18 protein-coding genes and 1 pseudogene are annotated in these 20,580 nt (G+C 61.8%); 7 read left to right on the top strand and 12 right to left on the bottom strand.

All coding sequences use genetic code 11. The features are described from left to right. Nucleotides 1–20: 20 nt before the first annotated feature. Nucleotides 21–800: an ABC transporter ATP-binding protein gene (locus J2J98_RS28885; RefSeq protein ID WP_207604040.1), complete on the bottom strand. Its 780-nt coding sequence runs from the start codon at nt 798–800 to the stop codon at nt 21–23. Between the two features lie 162 nt (nt 801–962). On the opposite strand from J2J98_RS28885, the gene J2J98_RS28880 reads away from it, so the two are divergent. The 6 genes from J2J98_RS28880 to mctP all read left to right on the top strand — a co-directional run bounded on the left by J2J98_RS28880 (nt 963) and on the right by mctP (nt 5,474). Then, the gene (locus J2J98_RS28880) at nt 963–1,427 is read left to right on the top strand and encodes an Lrp/AsnC family transcriptional regulator (protein WP_064709300.1); all 465 of its coding nucleotides are present in this window, start codon (nt 963–965) and stop codon (nt 1,425–1,427) included. 86 nt (nt 1,428–1,513) lie between these two features. Further along, nucleotides 1,514–2,899, top strand: coding sequence for a two-component system sensor histidine kinase MctS (gene mctS, locus J2J98_RS28875; protein ID WP_207604039.1), 1,386 nt, complete (start codon nt 1,514–1,516; stop codon nt 2,897–2,899). Further along, entirely contained in the window at nt 2,896–3,567 is a 672-nt protein-coding gene (gene mctR, locus J2J98_RS28870) for a two-component system response regulator MctR (protein ID WP_064709298.1), read from the top strand. Before mctS ends, mctR begins: the two co-directional genes overlap by 4 nt. A 100-nt stretch (nt 3,568–3,667) precedes the next feature. Further along, the gene (locus tag J2J98_RS30750; RefSeq protein ID WP_259665029.1) at nt 3,668–3,799 is read left to right on the top strand and encodes a hypothetical protein; all 132 of its coding nucleotides are present in this window, start codon (nt 3,668–3,670) and stop codon (nt 3,797–3,799) included. Between the two features lie 12 nt (nt 3,800–3,811). Beyond that, nucleotides 3,812–4,009, top strand: coding sequence for a DUF3311 domain-containing protein (locus J2J98_RS28865; RefSeq protein WP_064709297.1), 198 nt, complete (start codon nt 3,812–3,814; stop codon nt 4,007–4,009). Next, the gene (gene mctP / locus J2J98_RS28860) at nt 3,999–5,474 is read left to right on the top strand and encodes a monocarboxylate uptake permease MctP (RefSeq protein WP_207604038.1); all 1,476 of its coding nucleotides are present in this window, start codon (nt 3,999–4,001) and stop codon (nt 5,472–5,474) included. The genes J2J98_RS28865 and mctP overlap by 11 nt, the downstream gene beginning before the upstream one ends. Nucleotides 5,475–5,550: 76 nt before the next feature. Here mctP and J2J98_RS30640 read toward each other — a convergent pair. The 4 genes and pseudogenes from J2J98_RS30640 to J2J98_RS28845 all read right to left on the bottom strand — a co-directional run. After that, a pseudogene (locus J2J98_RS30640) lies at nt 5,551–5,745 on the bottom strand (hypothetical protein); the annotation flags it as partial. Nucleotides 5,746–5,757: 12 nt separating this feature from the next. Continuing rightward, nucleotides 5,758–6,522, bottom strand: a complete 765-nt coding sequence (locus J2J98_RS28855; RefSeq protein WP_064709295.1) for an SDR family oxidoreductase — start codon at nt 6,520–6,522, stop codon at nt 5,758–5,760. 109 nt (nt 6,523–6,631) lie between these two features. Next, entirely contained in the window at nt 6,632–8,770 is a 2,139-nt protein-coding gene (locus J2J98_RS28850; RefSeq protein ID WP_207604037.1) for a vWA domain-containing protein, read from the bottom strand. After that, nucleotides 8,767–9,294, bottom strand: a complete 528-nt coding sequence (locus J2J98_RS28845; RefSeq protein ID WP_207604036.1) for an RNA polymerase sigma factor — start codon at nt 9,292–9,294, stop codon at nt 8,767–8,769. Before J2J98_RS28845 ends, J2J98_RS28850 begins: the two co-directional genes overlap by 4 nt. Before the next feature lie 251 nt (nt 9,295–9,545). On the opposite strand from J2J98_RS28845, the gene J2J98_RS28840 reads away from it, so the two are divergent. After that, nucleotides 9,546–10,457: an alpha/beta hydrolase gene (locus tag J2J98_RS28840; RefSeq protein WP_064712929.1), complete on the top strand. Its 912-nt coding sequence runs from the start codon at nt 9,546–9,548 to the stop codon at nt 10,455–10,457. 3 nt (nt 10,458–10,460) lie between these two features. Here J2J98_RS28840 and J2J98_RS28835 read toward each other — a convergent pair whose 3' ends face one another. The 7 genes from J2J98_RS28835 to J2J98_RS28805 form a co-directional block, all read right to left on the bottom strand. Next, nucleotides 10,461–12,464, bottom strand: a complete 2,004-nt coding sequence (locus J2J98_RS28835) for a CocE/NonD family hydrolase (protein ID WP_207604035.1) — start codon at nt 12,462–12,464, stop codon at nt 10,461–10,463. A gap of 20 nt (nt 12,465–12,484) precedes the next feature. Then, entirely contained in the window at nt 12,485–14,116 is a 1,632-nt protein-coding gene (locus tag J2J98_RS28830; protein WP_207604034.1) for an ABC transporter ATP-binding protein, read from the bottom strand. Beyond that, nucleotides 14,109–14,936 carry an ABC transporter permease gene (locus J2J98_RS28825; RefSeq protein WP_207604033.1) on the bottom strand — a complete coding sequence of 276 codons (828 nt, stop codon included), beginning with the start codon at nt 14,934–14,936 and terminating at the stop codon, nt 14,109–14,111. The genes J2J98_RS28830 and J2J98_RS28825 overlap by 8 nt, the downstream gene beginning before the upstream one ends. After that, on the bottom strand, nt 14,933–15,940 hold the full coding sequence (locus J2J98_RS28820; protein ID WP_064709288.1) for an ABC transporter permease: 1,008 nt from the start codon (nt 15,938–15,940) through the stop codon (nt 14,933–14,935). Before J2J98_RS28820 ends, J2J98_RS28825 begins: the two co-directional genes overlap by 4 nt. Nucleotides 15,941–16,029: 89 nt before the next feature. Continuing rightward, entirely contained in the window at nt 16,030–17,619 is a 1,590-nt protein-coding gene (locus J2J98_RS28815; protein ID WP_064709287.1) for an ABC transporter substrate-binding protein, read from the bottom strand. Nucleotides 17,620–17,734: 115 nt separating this feature from the next. Next, nucleotides 17,735–18,517: a carnitinyl-CoA dehydratase gene (locus J2J98_RS28810; protein WP_138395969.1), complete on the bottom strand. Its 783-nt coding sequence runs from the start codon at nt 18,515–18,517 to the stop codon at nt 17,735–17,737. Nucleotides 18,518–18,523: 6 nt separating this feature from the next. Beyond that, on the bottom strand, nt 18,524–20,578 hold the full coding sequence (locus tag J2J98_RS28805) for an acetate--CoA ligase family protein (RefSeq protein WP_207604032.1): 2,055 nt from the start codon (nt 20,576–20,578) through the stop codon (nt 18,524–18,526). Between the last annotated feature and the right edge of the window lie 2 nt (nt 20,579–20,580).

Below are 20,580 nucleotides of genomic sequence, written 5' to 3'. Positions count from 1 at the left end.
GGTGATGGCTCGATGCGGGTTCAGTGGGCGCTGAGACGAGTGAATTCCCGGCAGCGGGCGCTGACAGGCGCCCCGAAGACTTGCTCGGGCGGGCCTTCCTCCTCGACCCGTCCCCGGTGCAGGAAGAGGACGCGGCTCGAGACATCGCGGGCGAAACGCATTTCATGCGTGACGATCAGCATGGTCCGGCCCTCTTCCGCCAGATCGCGGATGACTTTCAGCACCTCGCCAACCAGTTCGGGATCGAGTGCCGATGTCGGCTCATCGAACAGCATGACAGCGGGATCGACGCAGAGCGCTCTTGCGATCGCCGCGCGCTGCTGCTGGCCTCCGGAGAGGAAGGCGGGATAGACGTCGCGCTTGTCGAAGAGCCCGACCTTGTGGAGCAGAGCTTCCGCCTTTTCGATGGCCTCGCGCCTAGAAACGCCCATGACATGCACCGGCGCCTCGATGACATTTTCCAGGACAGTGCGATGAGCCCAGAGATTGAAGCTCTGAAAGACCATGCCGAGGCCGGTTCGCAGCCGCTCGATCTGCCGCCAGCTGCGCGGTTGCAGCCGTTCGCCGCGGCCGGTCTTCAGGGCGACCTCCTCGCCGCTCACGATGATGCGGCCACGATCCGGCGTTTCCAGAAAATTGATGCATCTGAGGAAGGTGCTCTTGCCAGAACCGGATGAGCCGATAATGGAGATGACGTCAGACTTGTGGGCCTCGACCGAAATCCCCTTGAGAACCTGTTGGGAGCCGAAGCTTTTATGAAGATCTTCGACGCGAAGAGCAGGTATAGGGTGATCCGACATGCATGGGTCCGGCTGAGCTGAATTTGCGAAGAATAATGATAAAGTTGCGCGGTTTTTTCGCGCAATTTCTGCCTCTTCTGCATTTAATGTGCAAAATAATCTTTCTCACGCGGCAAATCAGGCGGAACGCATGAGCCGCGAAACGCCGGAATGGACTGGACAATGGAACAGCTGGATCGTTTTGATCGTGACATTCTCGATATCGTTCAGCGCGACTGCCAGCTGAAGGCCGAAACGATCGCCGAACGGGTGGGGTTGTCGGTCTCGGCCGTGCAGCGGCGGTTGAAGCGCCTGCGGGAGGAGGGCGTCATCAAGGCGGAGGTCGCCATCGTCGACCGAAAGGCGACGGGGACCTCGATGGTGTTCATCGTCGGAATGGAGATCGAGCGGGATAATTACGACGCCTTGGCGAAGTTCCGCGTCTGGGCGGAAAAACAGGATCATATCCAGCAGGTCTATTACGTCACAGGCGCGGTCGATCTGATCGCGATCGTGACCGCCCGCGACGTCGAGCATTATGACGACATCGCCGCCCTGATCATGGCTGAGAATCCGCAGATCCGCCGCATGCACACCAATGTGGTGCTGCGAGACGTCAAGCTCGGCCTGTTCGTGCCCCTGGAATAGCCATCACCTTGTTTAGCCGGCAAGCTGCTGGACTCATGTCGGACAAAGGGCATAATCCCGGAGGGCAATTTCGGGAGGAACGATCTTTGACCTTACGACACCAGATCATCGCATTGGCGATCGTCCCGCTCGTGATTTCGATCCTCGCGATCACCACCTTCATCACCTGGCAATCGGCAAATCTCGCCAAGAACAGCATCGACACGTTCGAGCAGAACATGCTGAAGGCCAAGGAAACCGAGATCCTCAACCTGACCAATCTTGCCTTGTCCGCCATCCAGGCGATCTATGACAGGGCCGGTCCCGACGACGAAGCCGCCAAGCAGCAGGTGGCTGAGATTCTAACCTCGCTCGACTATGGCAGGGACGGCTATTTCTTCGTCTACGATTATGACGGCAACAATATCGTCCATCCGCGCCAGAGTTTCCGGCACGGGCAAAATTGGCTGGATCTTACCGATCCTGACGGCGACAAGGTTATTGCCGAGCTGATCTCCACGGCAAAGGCGGGCGGCGGCCTGCATCAATACAAATGGCAGAAACCTTCCACGGGACAGATCGCCGACAAGCTCTCCTTCGTCGTCAGCCTCGACAAATGGCACTGGGTGGTAGGCACGGGCGTCTATCTCGACGACGTCTTTGCTCAGAGCGCGGCCGCCAACACCGTGATGCGCGCCAACATCAGACGAACCTTCGTGATCGTCGCGCTGATTGCAGTGCCCTCGGTGCTCGTCGTCTTCACGACCTGCATGCTTTTGACTTTCCACGAACGCCGCATGGCCGACAGCCGGCTGAAGGAGCTGACGCAGCGGGTCATCGACACCCAGGAGGAAGAGCGCTCGCGGCTTGCACGCGAGCTGCATGACGGCATTTCCCAGAATCTTCTCGGGGTGCGCTATGCGATGGATCTCGCCGGCCGCAAGGTCAGGACCAATGTCGAGGATGCAGCGCTGACCATCGACCGTGGCGTCGAGGCGCTGAACGGCGCCATCAAGGAAATCCGGCGGCTGTCGCACGACCTGCGGCCCCGCGTGCTCGACGATCTCGGCCTGACGGCCGCGCTGGAGGCGCTCTGTCATCACTTTGCCGAACGGACGGGAATCGAGACGACGATCGACGCCTCGGGCTTTACCGGCACGCTGAAAGCCGAAGCCAACACCGCCCTCTATCGCGTCGCACAGGAAGCCTTCAACAATGTCGAGCGGCACTCGGGCGCCTCAAAGCTTTCAGTCAAGCTCTGGAGCGACGGCGGCCGCGCCCGCTTGACGATTTCCGACAACGGCACCGGCTTCGACGGCAGCAAGGGCGGCGCATCCGGCGGAACAGGTCTCGGACTGCGCAACATGCAGGAACGCATGGCCCATTTCCGGGGCCTGCTGCTCATCAACAGCAGCGAGTCCGGCACGACGCTGACGGCAATGATGCCGAGGTCGGCCAATCTGCCCGCCGGCAAGCAGGCGGAAGCCGCATGAGCGAACGGCCGAAAATCAGGGTTCTCCTGATCGACAATCATCCGCTGGTGCTGGACGGATTGAAGGCGGTGCTCGAAACATTCGACCATATCGAAGTCGCCGGCACCGCCGGGCTCGCCCAAACGGGCCTCGACATCGCCCGGCAGGTCCAGCCGCAGGTGGTACTGATGGACATCAACATGCCGAAACTCAGCGGCATCGATGCGATCGAACTGTTCAGGAACGAGCTTCCTCAAGCGCGTGTCGTGATGCTCTCCATGCATGACAGCCGCGAATATATCTCTTCCTCGGTCATGCATGGCGCCGCCGGTTACGTGCTCAAAGACGTTTCTACCGACGAGATCGTCTCGGCCATCGACACCGTGGCGGCCGGGGGCACCTATTTCTCCTCGGGCGTGTTCGACGCGCTGATGGGCGAACGCGCGGAGGAGGGGAGTGACCCCCTGACGCCACGTGAGCGTGACATTCTCGAGCTGATCGTTGCCGGCAGGAGCAACAGGGAGATCGCCGAAGCGCTTGGAATAACCTCCGCGACGGCGGAAACGCACCGCAAGAACCTCAAGAAGAAGCTCGGCATCGCCACCACGGCCGGCCTCATCCGTTATGCGCTCGATCACGGTATCGCCTCGAAAGTCAGCGGAAACCCGCGCCTACCCACTTCTGGGTAGGCCCCGGCATTTCCGCCCCGCGCCATCTTGTGACGACAAAACCGACGCCATAGGACTCCCTCCGCGGCTGACCGAGTGTCAGTCGTTGGGAGGAATTCACATGCGTTACATCAGCTTTCGATCGGCTGGAAAGGTCGAGCGATCCGAGCCGGGCTCGCCGCGGCCTGCGGCTGACAGACCTGCCTTCCACGCCGACAACTGGAACATGGCGACCGCCGCCCGCGGCGTCTGAAAGGTACCCGACATGGAAAAACCACAAAGCAAGGCAGCGCTCTGGCTGCTGATCATCCCGTACATAGGGCTGCTATGGCCTCCATTCTACAATCTCCGGGAGCCGACGCTTTTCGGCTTTCCCTTCTTCTACTGGTATCAGCTTCTCTGGGTGCCGATCACCGCGACGCTGACCTGGATCGCCTATCGGAGCGTTCGCCATGACGACTGACATCAACGGCACGGCGCTTGCCGTCTTTATCTTCTTTTTCGCCCTCGTCACCGTCATGGGTTTCGTCGCCAGCCGCTGGCGCAAGCCCGAGACGCTAGCCCATATCGACGAATGGGGCCTCGGCGGACGCAGCTTCGGCACCTGGATCACCTGGTTCCTTGTTGGCGGCGATTTCTACACCGCCTATACCGTGATCGCCGTCCCCGCGCTGGTCTACACGGTCGGCGCCTACGGCTTCTTCGCGCTGCCCTATACGATCGTCGTCTATCCCTTCGTCTTCATGGTCATGCCGGTCCTGTGGAAACGCGCGAAGGATTTCGGCTATGTGACGGCAGCCGACGTCGTGCATGGCCAATACGGATCGCGCGGTCTTGAACTCGCCGTCGCGGCGACTGGCGTGATCGCCACCATGCCCTACATCGCCCTGCAGCTCGTCGGCATGACGGCGGTCTTGAAGGCGCTCGGGCTGCATGGCGAACTGCCGCTTGCGATCGCCTTCATCGTGCTGGCGCTCTATACCTACTCGGCAGGCTTGCGCGCGCCCGCCTTGATCGCCTTCGTCAAGGACATCATGATCTATATCGTGGTGATCGCCGCCGTCGCGCTGATCCCGTCGAAGCTCGGCGGCTACGCCAATGTCTTCGCCTCGGCGGACGCAGCTTTCCAGGCCAAGGGTTCGGGCAATCTGCTGCTCGGCGGCAATCAATACGTCGCCTATGCCACGCTCGCTCTCGGCTCGGCGCTGGCGGCCTTCATGTATCCGCATACGCTGACGGGCATCTTTGCCTCGAACAGCGACAAGACGATCCGCAAGAATGCTATCATGCTCCCGGCCTATACGCTGCTGCTCGGCCTTCTGGCTCTGCTCGGCTATATGGGGCACGCCGCCAACCTGAAGCTCGACAGCGCCAATGACGTCGTTCCCACCCTGTTCAAGACGCTCTTTTCGGGCTGGTTCTCCGGCTTCGCCTTTGCGGCGATCGCGATTGGCGCGCTGGTGCCGGCGGCGGTGATGAGCATTGGCGCGGCCAACCTCTTCACCCGCAATTTCTGGAAAGCCTATGTCGATCCCAGAGTCAGCGATGCGGGTGAGGCCAAGGTCGCGAAGGTGACGTCGCTCGTCGTCAAGGTCGGCGCGCTGCTTGTCATCCTCTTCCTGCCGACGCAGTTCGCACTCGACCTGCAGCTGCTCGGCGGCATCTGGATCCTGCAGACGCTCCCGGCGCTCGTCTTCGGCCTCTATACCAACTGGTTCCGAGCACCCGGCCTGCTTGCCGGCTGGTTCGTCGGCTTCTGCGGCGGCACTTTCCTGGTCTGGGATGCCGGCTGGAAGCCGCTGCATCTGATCAGCCTCGGCGGCGAACCCTTCACCGTCTATACCGGCCTGCTGGCGCTGGCGGCAAACATCGCGGTTGCAGTCGTGGTCAACGCCCTGCTTCCCGCCCGGGCCACAGCTCGAGCATGACAGGAAATGCGAAGGGCAGCAGACGCTGCCCTTCGTCACTTTGTACTTCGGCAGAAGCTGATGAAGGAGCAGCCGATCAGAAATCTTCCCGGTCGCCAGCCAATGCCTCGTTGCCATTTGACTGGAAAGACTTGCCCACCTTTGCAATCATCGAGGGCGGGGTGAGACCACGGCTTGAGCATGGCTGTGCCGCAGCGGCCGGCAGTGATATGGGCTTCGATGTCACCGCTCCGCCGATATTGAGCTTCCCCAAGAGCTGAAACAGCGCGTCGTGGCGCCTATATCAGAGGCATGTCGTGATGCCGCCATCGACATAAAGCGTGTGACCGTTGATAAAGGACGAGCCGGAGCCCGAGAGGAAAACGGCCGCGCCGACCAGTTCCTCGACGTTGCCCCAGCGCCCAGCCGGTGTGCGCTTTTCCAGCCAGGATGAGAATTCCGGATTGTCGACGAGCGCCTGGTTAAGCGGCGTCTTGAAATAGCCGGGCGCAATCGCGTTGATCTGCAGGCCGTGCTTGGCCCAATCGGCACACATGCCGCGCGTCAGGTTGCGCACTGCGCCCTTGGTCGCGGTGTAGGGCGCGATTCCGGGACGGGCGAGCTCGCTTTGAACGGAAGCGATGTTGATGATCTTGCCCTGGCCGCGCGCGATCATCGCCTTGGCTGCGGCCTGCCCGACATAAAACACGCTCGAAATATTGGTGGTCAGCAACAGTTCCCATTTGTCCGCCGGGAAGTCTTCGAGCGGGGTACGAAACTGCATGCCGGCATTGTTGATCAGAATGTCGAGCGGCCCGATATCAGCTTCGATCGCGTCTATGCCCTCTTTAGCGGCGTCCCTGCTGGTGACGTCGAAGATAGCCGCATGAGCGGACAGACCTTGAGCCTTGAGGCTTTCGATCGCGCGCCCGACAGTTTCGGGGGTCCGGCCGTTGATGATGACTTCGGCGCCGTGCTGCGCTAGCCCTTCTGCGAGGGCGTAGCCTATCCCCTGGCTCGAGCCGGTGATCAGGGCAAGCCGTCCGGTAAGATCAAACAGGTTCTTCATGCAGATAACTCCTCCAGTCTCTGGCAAGCAGCTTACACTGGTGTTCGCGGTGAAACTTACTTGACTTCCGATGCCGCATATTCAGGGGCCGCTTTCGCCGTGCCCTCTCTTATCGTTGACTGAGGCTGTCAGCCAGTCTGATGAGACCAAGGAAGTCCGACCTGTAGCCGAAGGGATCCGCCCCCCGCGATGCTGCGGCGAGGTCGGCGACCGCCTGATAGGAATAGGTGTCGAGGGCGGGGAGGCGGCTCAGTTTCTGGCCGAAGGCGGCGACCGCCACCGAGAAGCGGACATCCTGCGGCGCGGCATCGACGCTGGCGACTGCATTGCCATCGCCGACGGGCGTTGTGATGAGAGCGCTCTTGTCCTCGCCCGGCCGCTTGTAGCGCATCTTGACGAAGGCGATCTCGCCTTGGTGCGAATTGTCAGACGTCGTGGTCGGCGCCCTCCCTGCCGCGCCGTAACGCAGATCGTCGTTCATCACCGCCGGGCTTCCCTTGGGTGTGATCTCGTAGATTGCCGTGACGCTGTGGCCGGAGCCGATATCGCCTGCGTCGACACGGTCATTGTTGAAGTCCTCGCGGTTGAGGGCGCGGGTTTCATAACCGATCAGCCGGTATTCGGCAATGCGCTGAGGATTGAACTCCACCTGGAACTTGACGTCCTTGGCGATCGGAAACAGCGTCGATCCCGCCTCTTCGACCAGCGTCTTTTGCGCTTCTGACAGGGTGTTGATGTAAGCGGCGCTGCCGTTGCCGTTCTGCGCAAGCGTCTGCATCAGGGAATCGTTGAGATTGCCCCGCCCGAAGCCCAAAACGGTCAGGAAGATGCCGTCCTTGCGCTTTTCTTCGATGATACGCCTCAGATCCTCGTCGCTCGAAGGGCCGACATTGAAATCGCCGTCCGTCGCCAGCATCACCCGATTGACGCCGTCCTTGACGAAGGCCTGTTTGGCGAGCTCGTAGGCCGCCTCGATACCTTCGGCGCCACCGGTCGAGCCTCCAGCCTCCAGCCTGTCGATCGCCGCGAGGATCTTCGATTTCTCCGCCACCCGAGTCGGCTCAAGCACCGTGCCGGCATTACCGGCATAGGTGACGATCGAGACGGTGTCGTCGGGTTTTAGCCTGTTGACCAGGAGGCGGAAAGCGCTCTTCAGAAGCGGCAGCTTGTCCGGCTCATCCATCGAGCCCGAGACGTCGATCAGGAAGACCAGATTGGCATGCGGCGCGGTCGCCGGCGCGATGTCATAACCCTTGATCGCCACGTGCATCAATTGCGTGTCGTGGTTCCACGGCGTCGGCATCACCGTTACGGTCGCCTTGAAGGGCTGACCGGCATTGTCGGGACGCGGCCAATCGTAGGGGAAATAGTTGATCATCTCCTCGACGCGAACCGATTGCGGATCGGGTATCGCCCCGCCCGTCAACGACCGGCGGACGAAGGAATAGGAGGCGCTGTCGACATCGGCCGAGAAGGTCGAAACCGGATCGGTCGCCACGCTCTTGATCGGATTTGCCGCGGCATTGGCAAACCGCTCGCGATCAGGATCGAGCTGAATCTGCGCGCGCCCATCTGCTGGCGGAACAGGCGAGGGCGCGACAGCCATCGGTTCGGCCAACAGCTGCCCTTGAGCCACCATACCGGGAGCGGTCGGTGCAGCGCGTTTGGCCCGTCTGGCGGACCCGTCCGATTTATTCAGGAGAGCCGATATCTCATCGGAGCTGAAATTGGATAACGGCGACTCAGCCGATCTCGCCGGGGCACGCTGCTCGCTGTCCTGCAACACCTGCGCGCTATCGGCGGCAGGTTTCTCGACAGGCTCGCTTATTTCTGGCCTTGTCGGTGGAACTGGAGGCGCGACTGTAACCGGTCCAACCGCCTGGGGCACCAGTTCGGCGGTTTGGTTCGGCGCGTCATTTTTCGAACGGCTGGCCGCAATCTCTTCCTGACCGACGATCGGCAATTGGTTGCGGGTCAGCTTGAAGGTGAGATAACCGGCGGCGGGAATGACGAGCAAAGTCGCAAGGGCTGAACCGGCAAGGAATTTCTTGTTCATGGCAGGGCTCCATATCCAGTTGATGATGGAGCTTGGACGCCGGCCCTTCGCATTTCCTTTGGCTGCGGCAGCATCATTTCCTACGTCGTCGAAGGCCCGCATCGCGGCGGCGAGCGCGCGTGAGCGTGCCTCCGGATCGGCTGCCGGTGGCGCAAGGCGGGAGAGCTTGTCCAGTTCCTTGTCCATGGTCATACCTCTTCCTTGCCGAGCATTGCCTTCAGCCTCTTGCGCGCCTCGTGGACCTGCCAGGACACGGTCGTCTCCGAGCAGCCCATGACATCGGCGGCAGCCGAATGGCTGAGGCCCTCGCCGTAAACGAGCAGCACGGCGTCGCATTGCCTTTCCGGCAAGGCGCGCACGGCCGCCCATAATTCGTTCGACATCTCGTCATCATCATTTGCATCAGGCGCATCCTGTCGTGGTTCGGCAGCATACGCGCGGGATGTCTGCTCTTCCCGCGCCAGCTTGCGTCTATGGTCGCGGGCGGCGTTCAGCGTCAGCGTATAAAGCCATGTCCTAAACCGGCTGGCGCCGCGAAAGCCGCGGATCGCCGCGCCGAGCTTGACACAGACCTCCTGGGCAATGTCATCAGCATCGGTGGAACTGCCCGACCATCGCCACGCCGTCGCATGGACGAAATCATAATGGCGCGAGACCAGTTGCCCGAAGGCCTCCCGGTCACCACGCTGCGCCCGTTCTATGAGCTCCGCATCCAATGCGCACCTACCCCAAGCTATCAAGCAAGATGCCATTCGGGATTGAGACGTTTTTCCGATGGCGTTCCTTGGGTCGACAGCAAAATTTTCGTTCGAACACGGGCACTATCTCGGGCGCAGCTTAAAATAATGAAGCATCACGACATCCGCGAGTCGCGACCAGACAGATTGCCTTCGCCCCGCAGGCGCATGATGATGGCAGAGTCGGCCAAGGGCATGGATCTGCATGTCCCAAATCGAAAGGACTCTCCATGTCCGCTCCATCGCCTGTCCCTACCGAAAAAGCCATCCTGCAGTTTCTCGATATTTGCGATAGTTTCTATCCCCAGGACGCCGTCGAAGCGTCAGTCGAGCAGCAGCGAAACTGGTACGATGCCCTATGCGCGCGGTTCGACCGCCCGCTGCCGCCTGACATGGTTTTTGCCGACGGCATGGTCCAGCGCATTCCGATCCGGCGCTACCGTCCCCGCAAGATCAGCACGCGCACGGTTCTTCTCTATCTCCATGGCGGCGGTTTCGTCGTCGGTTCGCTGGAGAGCCATCATGCCATCTGTGCCGAGATTGCCGATTTTGCCGGTGCAGAACTCGTTTCCGTCGATTATCGCCTGGCTCCCGAATACCGCTGGCCGGCACAGACGGATGACGGCTTTGCCGTGCTGAAGCATCTCCTTTCGGCCAGCAACAAGGTCGTGCTGATCGGCGACAGCGCCGGCGGCAACCTTGCGGCGGGCCTTGCATTACGCGCACGCGACGAAGGCCTGCCCGGCGTCGTCGGTCAGGTCCTGATCTACCCGGCGCTTGGCGGAGACCTGGCCGCCGGCTCCTATGTCGAAATGGCTGCGGCGCCTGGCCTGACCACGGCGGATGTTGCCTATTATCGCGAGATCCTGCAGGCGCCGGCAGGCGCCGAGATCGCCGAGCCGCTGAACGCATCTTCGCTCGCAGGACTGCCGCCCACCTATATAACCGTCGCGCATTTCGATCCCTTGAGAGACGACGGCCGCCAGTATGCGGCCCGGCTCGCAGCGGAGGGTGTCGAGGTCTCCTTTCGGGAGGAACCGCAGATGGTGCATGCCTGGCTGCGCGCCCGGCACATGAGTGAAGGCGCGCGCGACGGCTTCCACGCCGTCTGCGAGGCGGTTCGGCATTTCGCGGCGCCCTGACGATCACATCAGGTCGCGCGCGATCCGCTTTTCGGCAAAGATCTTTTCGAAGATCTGCACATCATCCTCGAAAGCAGTGACGACAGCGCTGATGACCCAATCATTCGCGGTGCAGGCAATTCGCGCGGTCGCGACGGTGCGGACGAACCAGCCGGGCCGGTGCATGTCGCAGGTCCAGGTCGAAGTGCCGGTCATCGACAGCGGGTCATCCGGCGAGATCGACCAGACCTCCTCCCGCAATTGCCGCGTCGACAGGCCAGTCTCGGGATGTTCGTAAAGCCCGGTCTCCTCGTGGATACGATAATCCGTGCGGTTGGCCGAGAGGTTCCGGACGACCTGACGCTTCGTCGCGGCGCCTGCATGCTCGATATATTTGGGCAGGGGATCGGGATTGGCCGGTTCATCGATTTCGATCTTCCGGTGGTCCCCGAGCAAGGGCAGCGCCAGGCCGAGCGTTGCAACATCGATCTCGACGCCATGTTCATCGGGCGGCGGCAGGATCATCGGCCAATAGGCGGTCGAAAGGGAAAGGCGGATGCGATGCCCCTTGCGGAAGCGATAGCCGCAGGCATCGAGCATGAGCCGGATCGGCACTCTCTCTCCCGGCGTGAGCGGCTCAGGATCGGCATTGCCTTGACGGTGGGTGAGATTGATCACGCCGAAGGCGACACGCGTGGCCGTGCCGTCCGGATGGACATCGACCAGCCGGGCACAGAGATTGCCGCCGGTCGCGTGCGCGCGCAACGCAAGCGTCACGACGGGCCGGCCGAGATAGTCATGATCCCCTGCAAGCGGCGCCGTGTCGAAGACGAGAGAGCCGGCATCGTCGCAGCGTTGGTCGATGGCCATTTCGGCGTCGGGTTTCAGCGTAAAATATTCCCCCGATGCCGTGCCCGTGTCGAGGGGCGAATGGAGATAGATGGGATGCTCGGGCGCATGCGGGATCGGCATGCCTTGCGTCAACCGCCCGAATTGCTCGACATAGAAGCATTGCATCCGCGGCGGCGACCAGTCCTCTTTGGCGATCCAGAAGCCTGGATCGCTGTCGCGTCGGGCGGCAGGCCTGACGGCGTCGAGAATGTAGGCGCGGACCTGCGGCAGCCGGTCGATCCCATTGTCCTCGCCGCGCAGCCATTTGTTCCACCAGGCGATCGCCTCGCTGTGGAAGTCGACGCGCGGCTTCGGCCAGGCAAAGTGCGGATATTTATGAACCCACGGGCCGATCAGCGCTTTTGCCTTTCCGCCGAGACCTTCCACCGCCATCAGAGGCGTATTGCGGTAGCCGTCCGCCCAGCCGGCAATGACGAGCGCTGGGATATCCACGTCCGAAAAATCCTCTGAGATCGAACCGTGTCGCCAGAAACCGTCGCGCCGCTGGTGAGCCAGCCACTCCTCCATGAAGAACGGTTCGCCGGCCAGACGTTCCAGCCACATCTCCTTCCAGCGCTCGCCGACGAGCACCGGATCGGGCGGGCGCGACTGGTAGCCGAGCATGGTTGCCGCCCAGGAGAGTTGCGCGGAGAGGTGGCAGCCGTTCTTGTAGTGGATGTCGTCGTTGTACCGGTCGACGGTCGAGGCGATCGAGATGACCGCCTTCAGCGCCGGCGGGCGCAATGCTGCGACCTGAAGGCTGTTGAAGCCGCCCCAGGAGATACCCATCATGCCGACCGAACCGTTCGACCATGGCTGCTCGGCGATCCAGGCGATCAGCTCGCAGGCATCGGTAAGTTCGCGCTCGGTATATTCGCCGTCGATGACGCCCTCGGATTCTCCGGATCCGCGAATGTCGACACGCACGCCGGCAATGCCTGCGGCCGCGAAGACCGGATAGGTCGACTCGTCCCTGAGGCTCGTCCCGTCGCGCTTGCGGTAGGGCAGGAATTCGAAAACGGCGGGAACGGGATCGTCCTCCGCGCCCTCGGGCATCCACATGCGCGCGGCAAGCCGCGTTCCGTCCTTCAGCGTAATCCATTCATTCTCGATGGTGGTAAAGCCGCGCGAGGTCATGCTGATTCCTTGATGCCCATTCAGTTGCCGGCGCTTTCCATACGACGTGTGGCAAGCACCCGTTCCAGCCAGCCGATTTCCATCTCCGGTACGGATTTCAGAAGCAGGTCGGTGTAATCGTCAAAGGGCGGCGACAGCGCCGTCGATTTCGGGCCGAAGCGCACCAGCTTGCCGCGATGCATCACCGCCACGCTGTCGGCGATCGCCCGGACGATTGCGATGTCGTGGGTGATGAAGACATAGGAAAGCTGCTCTTCCTCCTGCAGGCGCAGCAGCAGCTTGAGGATGCCCTCCGCCACCAGCGGATCGAGCGCCGAGGTCGGCTCGTCGCAGAGGATGAGTTCTGGCTTGGCGGCAAGCGCTCTGGCGATCGCTACCCGCTGCTTCTGGCCGCCGGACAGTTCAGCCGGATAGCGGTCGATGAAGCCATTGCCCATTTCGATCTGATCGAGCAATTCCTTCACCCTGGCGGTTTTCTCTGCACCTCTCAGGCCATAGTAGAAAGTCAGCGGGCGGCCGATGATGTCGCGCACCGTCTGGCGCGGGTTCATCGCCGTGTCGGCCATCTGGTAAATCAGCTGAATGCGCCGGAGATCATCGTTGGGCCGGCTCTTGAGGCCTGGCATCAAAGGCTTGCCGTCAAAGACGATACGCCCGCTGCTCGGCGGCAAAAGGCCGGTGATGGCGCGCGCCAGACTCGATTTACCCGAGCCGGATTCGCCGACGACCGCAAGCGTCTGACCCCTGGGGACATGCAGCGAGACATCGTGCAGCACCTTGAAGCCGTTGGAATATTCGGCGCTGAGATTTTCCACCTTGAGTAGGGCCGATGACTGGTCTGCGGCTTCGTCGCGATAGGCTTGCCTGACATTGACGAGGGCGCGCGTATAGTCCTGTTGCGGCGCCTCGATGATCTGCTGGACGCTGCCATATTCCACTTGCCTGCCATGGCGCAAGACCATGATGTCGTCGGAGATCTGGGCGACGACGGCAAGGTCGTGGGTGATGTAGAGCGCGGCTGTATGCGTTTCCTCGATGGCATGCTTGATCGCCGCCAGCACGTCGATCTGCGTGGTGACGTCAAGCGCCGTCGTCGGCTCGTCGAACACGATGAGTTCGGGGTTCGAACAAAGCGCCATCGCCGTCATTGCGCGCTGCAACTGGCCGCCGGAAACCTGATGGGCAAAGCGCTCACCGAAGCTTTCGGGGTTGGGTAATCCGAGAACACGGAACAGATAAAGCGCCCGTTTGCGCGCCTCATCTTTGGTCATCAGACCATGCTTGACCGACGCTTCGATCACCTGATCGCCGAGCCTGTGCGCCGGATTGAAGGCGGCCGCCGCCGATTGGGCGACGTAGCAGACCCGGGCGCCGCGGATTTTCTGGATGCCGTTCTTGCCGAGCGCCAGAATGTCGGTGCCGCCGAGCCGCACCTCGCCGCCGGTGATTTCGGCACCCCCACGGCCATAGGCTAGCGCCGAGAGACCGATCGTCGACTTGCCGGCGCCCGATTCCCCGATCAGACCGAGAACCTTGCCCTTCTGAAGATCGAAGGAAACGCCGTCGACGATCGTCACCCGCTTGGGCGGTTCGCCGGGTGGATAGCTGGTCGCCTCGATCTTCAGATTGCGGACGGAAAGAAGCTCAGGCATCGCCGCGCCCTCCCTTGAGGCTGGATGTGCGTTTCAGGAGCCAGTCGACGACGAGGTTGACGCAGATGGCAAGGACGGCGATGGCCGTACCCGGCACAAGGGCGGCCGATATGCCGAAGATGATTCCGTCCTTGTTGTCCTTGACCATGCCGCCCCAATCCGCCGCCGGCGGCTGAATGCCGAGGCCGAGAAAGGACAGCGTCGAGAGGAACAGGATCGAGAAGGCGAAGCGCAGGCCGAACTCGGCCAGCAGCGGCGACAGCGTGTTCGGCAGGATCTCGCGGAAGATGATCCAGAGCTTGCCTTCCCCACGCAGCTTCGCCGCTTCGACGAATTCCATCACCGCGACATCGAGCGCCACGGCACGGCCGAGACGATAGACGCGGGTGGAATCCAGGACCGCCATGACGAGGATCAGGACGACCATGTTCTGCGGCAGGACCGCCAGCACCACAAGCGCGAAGATCAGCGTCGGGATCGACATCATTAGGTCATTGAAGCGCGAAAAGACCGTGTCGATCAGCCCGCGCGACACTGCGGCGGTGAAGCTTAGGATGACGCCGAGCGAGAATGAGATGATGGTGGCGGCAGACGCGACCAGCAGCGTCGTGCGCGCGCCATAGATCAGCCGCGAGAGGATGTCGCGGCCGAGATTGTCGAGGCCGAAGATATATTTATCGTCAGGCAGCTGCCAGACGTCGCCGACGACCTGGGTTTCGCCATAGGGCGCAATCCAGGGCGCAAAGATCGCGAAGATGAAGGCGAGGGCGATGCCGGCCATGCCGGTCCAGGCGGTGATGGGGATGTCTCTTGCTCTCATCGCGGATGCCTCAGTCGGGGATTGGCGATGATCGCGAGAATGTCGGCCATCATGTTGAGCAAGATGTAGACGGCCGCGAAGATCAGGCCGCAGGCCTGCACGACCGGCATGTCGCGCACGGTAACCGCATCGACCATATATTGCCCCATACCGGGATAGACGAAGACAACCTCGACGACGACGACCCCGACGACGAGATAGGCAAGGTTCAAAGCCACGACATTGATGATCGGCGCGAGCGCGTTGGGGGCGGCGTGTTTGACGATCGCGCGGAAGGCGCTCAAACCCTTCAGTTCAGCCGTCTCCATATAGGCCGAGGACATGACGGAGAGGATCGCCGCGCGCGTCATGCGCATCATATGCGCGAGCACGACGAGCACCAGGGTCGCCGTCGGCAGGGCGATCGCCTTCAACCGCTCTGTGAAAACCATGCTGTCGTAGACGGTCGCCGGGAAGGTCGCCATGCCGAACTTCACCGCGAAGAATAGGATCAGCAGGTAGCCGATAAAAAATTCCGGCAGCGAGATCGCCGCAAGCGAGATGACGTTGATGATCTTGTCGGGCAGGCGGTTGCGGAAATGCACCGACAGCATGCCGAGCCCGACAGCGAGCGGCACCGATATGACAGCTGCGAAACCCGCCAGAAAAAGCGAATTGCCGAGACGTTTGCCGATCTGTTCGCTCACCGAGTTCTTGCTGGCCCAGGAGGTGCCGAAATCGCCCTGAACGGCATTGCCGAGCCATTCGACATAACGCGTCGTCACCGGCCGATCGAGCCCGAGATCCTGACGGATATTGGCGACTGCCTGCGGCGTCGCCGACTGGCCGAGATAGGTGGTGGCAAAGTCGCCGGGAAGAGCTTCGAGGCCGCCGAAGATGAGGATCGAGACGGCAAAAAGCAGAACGACGCTGAGCAGCAGGCGTTCGAGGATAAGGGCCAGCAACGGAAATCGCTGTCGGAACCTGAGGCCGGGCAAGATATTGCTCGGAGCGGGATTGGTCATGGCGGAGGCCTCTCGTAAAACGTCAGGAGGGACCGCAGGTCTTATCCCGCGGTCCCGGCTTCGTCGGAGATCAAAGGGCGCTAAGCCCCTTAGGCATCCAGCCAGACGCGGGTTGCGACGTAGCCGTTCGACATGTCGTTGCCGATATCATGGACATAGCCCTTCACCTGCTTGGTGGAGGCGTTCACGAAATCGTTGAACATCGGCAGGATCAGCCCGCCTTCGTCACGCACCATCATCGCCATGGTGCGATACATCTCCTTGCGCTTGGCTTCGTCGAGCTCTGCACGGGCCTCCAGCAGCAGCTTGTCGAAGTCGGGCCGCTTGAAGCGGGTATCGTTCCAGTCCGCCGTTGAGAGATAGGCGGTGGAATACATCTGGTCCTGCGTCGGCCGGCCACCCCAGTAGGAGGTCGAGAAGGGCTGGACGTTCCAGACGTTGGTCCAGTAACCGTCGCCCGGTTCGCGCTTGACCTCGATCTCGATCCCGGCCTTCTTGCAGCTTTCCTGATAAAGGACAGCGGCATCGACGGCGCCGGGGAAGGCGACTTCCGAGGTGCGCAGGAGGACCGAGCCGCTATGGCCCGACTTCTTGTAATGGAAGGCAGCCTTGTCGGGATCGTAGGCGCGCTGCTCGATACCCTCTGGGAACAATGCATAAGTGGCGTTGATCGGAAAGTCGTTTCCGACCTTGCCATAGCCGCCGAGGATCTTCTCCACCATGGTCTCCCGGTCCATGGCGTATTTAAGCGCAAGGCGCAGGTCGTTATTGTCAAACGGCGCCTTGTCGCAATGCATGATGAAGACGTAATGGCCGCGGCCGGCGGTCGAGAGGATCTCGACATTAGGAGCGCGTTTCAAGAGGTTGACGGTCTTCGGGTCGACGCGGTTGATGTAGTGTACCTGGCCCGACGAGAGCGCCGCGATACGGGCGGTGGCGTCGTTCATACCGATGATTTCGATCGAATCGACATAGCCGCGGTCGCTGCGCCAGTCGTCCTTGTTCTTCTCGAAGGTGGCGCGGACGCCAGGCTCGAAGCTCGTCATCTTATAGGGACCGGTGCCGATCGAAGCGAGCGGATCGTCGACGCCGCCATTCGGCTGGATAACCAGATGATAGTCGGAGAGCAGCAGCGGCATATCGGCATTGCCTTCGCTGAGCGTCAGGACGAGGTTGCCGCCATCGGCCTTGATCTCCTTGATCGAGCCGAGAACGCCGAGTGCACCGGATTCCGATTTCGCGTCGGTGTGACGCTTCAGCGTTGCGACGACGTCGTCGATCGTCAGCTCCTTGCCATCGTGGAACTTGACGCCCTTGCGGATCTTGAAAGTCCAGGTGACGGCATCCTTCGACGGCTCCCAGGATTCGGCGAGCGCCGGCACGGCAGCCCCCGTCAGCGGGTCGGATTCGACCAGCATGTCGCCCCAGCAGCGGCCGACGCAGAACATGAATTGCGACAGAAACTTCGCCGGGTCCTTGGAATCGGTGGCGGCACCGCCTTCGAGGCCGAGCTTCAGGTGACCGCCGCGTTTCGGTTCCGCGGCTTCGGCACTTTCGGTGAAGAGCTTGTCGGCGACGGCAAGTGTAATGCCGGCCGCCATGGCGCGTCCCATGAATTCGCGGCGGCTGAGCCCGCCGGCGGTGACGCGGCTTGCGAGATATTTGCTATAGTCGTTCATTCCCCAGTTCCTTCTTTGGTGCGTTGACAGAACTTCCGGGCAGGATCGCAGGCGGTTTCCTCTCCACCTCCGGTGCCCGCATCATGCGGGAAAATGCGCGGTTGCCGCCGCCTCCTTATCGTCCTTTCCAAATGGGGCTTCGCTTCTCCGCAAAAGCCCGCGCGCCTTCCAATTGGTCTTCGCTCGAATAGAGTCTGTCGACCGTTGCAAACTGCCGCTTGGTGATCTTGTTCATGGCAGTCTGGAACGTCGAACCCTCCGCTTCGCGCACGATTTCCTTGATCGCAGCATAGACGAGCGGCGGCCCGCTTTCGAGTAATCGGGCAAGCTCCCAGGCTCTCGCCATCAAGCGCTGGGCCGGCAAGATCTCATTGACGAAACCCCAGCGATGCGCTTCGTGAACGTCGAGCCAACGCCCCGTCAAAAGCATGTCCATGGCGATATGATAGGGGATGCGCTTCGGCAGCTTGATCGACGCGGCGTCGGCAACCGTGCCGGAGCGGATTTCCGGCAAGGCAAAAGTCGCATTCTCGGCAGCGAGTATCAGATCGGTCGCGAGCGCGATCTCCAGTCCGCCGCCGCAACAGATGCCGTTGATCGCTGAGATGACGGGCTTGTTGAGGTCACGCAGTTCCTGCAGCCCACCGAAGCCACCCACGCCGTAGTCGCCGTCGACAGCATCGCCCGAAGCAGCCGCCTTTAGATCCCATCCGGCGCAGAAAAACTTTTCGCTCGCACCCGTGACGATGGCAACGCGCAAGTCAGGGTCGTCGCGGAAATCGCGAAAGATCAATCCCATGGCGCGGCTGGTTGCGAGGTCGATGGCGTTTGCCTTCGGCCGGTCGATGACGACTTCAAGCACTCCGCCGTCCCGTCGTGTGCGTATCTGGTCGCTCAACCTATGCTACCTCCTTCGCCGTATCAGGGCATCGACTGCGGCAACACCTTGCCCCTCGGGAAGAACCATCAACGGATTAATGTCCAGTTCCTCCAAGCGCGCCGCATTCTTTACGACATATTCTGCCGCAGCTGCGACAGCATCGACCGCAGCTTCGAGATCACCTCTTGACCGGCCGCGATAGCCATAGATCAGTTTCGCCAGTTTGAGACGCGAAATCGCCGCGTGAATCTGAGTTTTCGTTGCCGGAAGCGGCAGGATGACGGAATCTTCAACCAATTCAACGAAGATTCCACCCGCTCCCAAGGTGAGAGACAAACCGAAAACAGGGTCACGCATGGCGCCGACAATGAGTTCGGCGACCGGCGGATCGATCATCTTCTCGACGAGATAACCGGCATTCGATGCCATTTCCGCCGCCGCTTTCGTCACGGCTTCAATATCCTTAAGGTTGAGGACGACGGCCCCGGCTTCAGTCTTATGCGCGATACCGAGCCCCTTCAGCACGACAGGGAAACCGAGCCGTTCCGCCTGCGCGGCGGCTTCGCCGGGAGAAAAAGCCTGCAGCCCCCGGGGAACTGGGAGGCCGCAGGCAGCAAGCTCGATCTTCGCATCCGCTTCCGTCAGCGTCTCGAGCTCGCCATCGACAGGGACGACGTTGAGCAGGTGCAGGGGAGGCGGACGACCCCAGGCATCGCCGATCCCAGCGGAAACTTCCGCCGCGATGATGGCTTCGTCGGTACCCGAGAAGGCGACGATGCCATTGGCCATCAGGCGCTCGGCGACAAGCTCCGGCATGTTCTCGGGAAGGGTCGCGAGCACGCCGGCCAGCGCACCGGTGGCGGAGGCCGCCGCGATGACCGCGTCTACCGTCATCACCCACTCGGACGCATCGCAGCGGTCACCACGTGGAATATCGAGAACCACGAGATTAAGCGCGTAGTCCCCTTCGAACATTGCGCTGAAGGCTTCGGTCTGGCGCACAACATCGCCCCAAACGAAAGTGTGGTAATCGAGCGGATTGGCAAGCGCGACCATTTCGCCGAGCGCCCGCCGCAAGCGCGGCAATTGCTGCGGCTGTAGTGCGGGGAACTCCACATTGCGGCCGACAGCGGCATCCGCCATCAGCGAAGCCTCGCCGCCAGAGCAGCTCATGGACGAGATCGAATTGCATGGGAGAGGCCCGGCGATATGCAGCAACTTCAAGGTTTCGAGCAGTGCCGGCAGGCTCTGGACACGGCCGATGCCGAGACGAGCGAGCACGGCATCCGCCACCGCATCTTTGCCGGCAAGCGAGGCGGTATGCGACACGGCCGCGTGTTTTGCCTGCTCGGACCTGCCGACCTTCAGCACGACGACCGGCTTCTTCGACCGGCGGGCGATGGCGGCGAGGCGTTCGAGGGAAGCGATTTGCCCGAAACCTTCGACATGGAGGCCGACCGCCGTGACGCGCGGATCCTCGATCAGCGCGCAGGCGATATCGGCGAGCGATGTCTGCGCCTGGTTGCCTGCCGTGACCACATAGGCGATTGGCAGGCCGCGCGTCTGCATGGTCAGGTTGATGGCGATATTGGAAGACTGGGTGAGGATCGCGACGCCTTTTTCCAGTCGGCGCATGCCATGCTGATCGGGCCAGAGCAACGCGCCGTCGAGCCCATTGATGAGGCCGTAGCAGTTCGGCCCGAGGATCGGCATGTCGCCGGCCGCCGAAAGCAGTTCCTGCTGCAACTCGGCGCCGTCGCCGAGTTCCGCCGTGGCTTCGCTGAAGCCGGACGCATAACAGACCGCGCCGCCAGCGCCGGCCATTGAAAGGGCGCGCACGATCTCGACCGTCAGCATCCTGTTGACGCCGACGAAAGCGGCGTCCGGTGCCGAAGGCAAATCGGCGACGGAACGATAGCAGGGGCGCCCGAGCACATCGTCCAATCTGGGATGAACGGGCCAGATCTCGCCTGAAAAGCCCATGCGGTCGCATTGCTCGATCACCCTGCGCGCCTCGCGCCCGCCGAAGACGGCGATCGTTTGCGGTCTGAGCAGGCGGTCGAGTGGGCGAGAGGTCATCG

Source organism: Rhizobium bangladeshense, from assembly GCF_017357245.1.
Classification (GTDB): Bacteria; Pseudomonadota; Alphaproteobacteria; order Rhizobiales; family Rhizobiaceae; genus Rhizobium; species Rhizobium bangladeshense.
The sequence above is the reverse complement of the archived record's forward strand: the minus strand, read 5'-3'. Positions and strand labels throughout refer to the sequence as shown.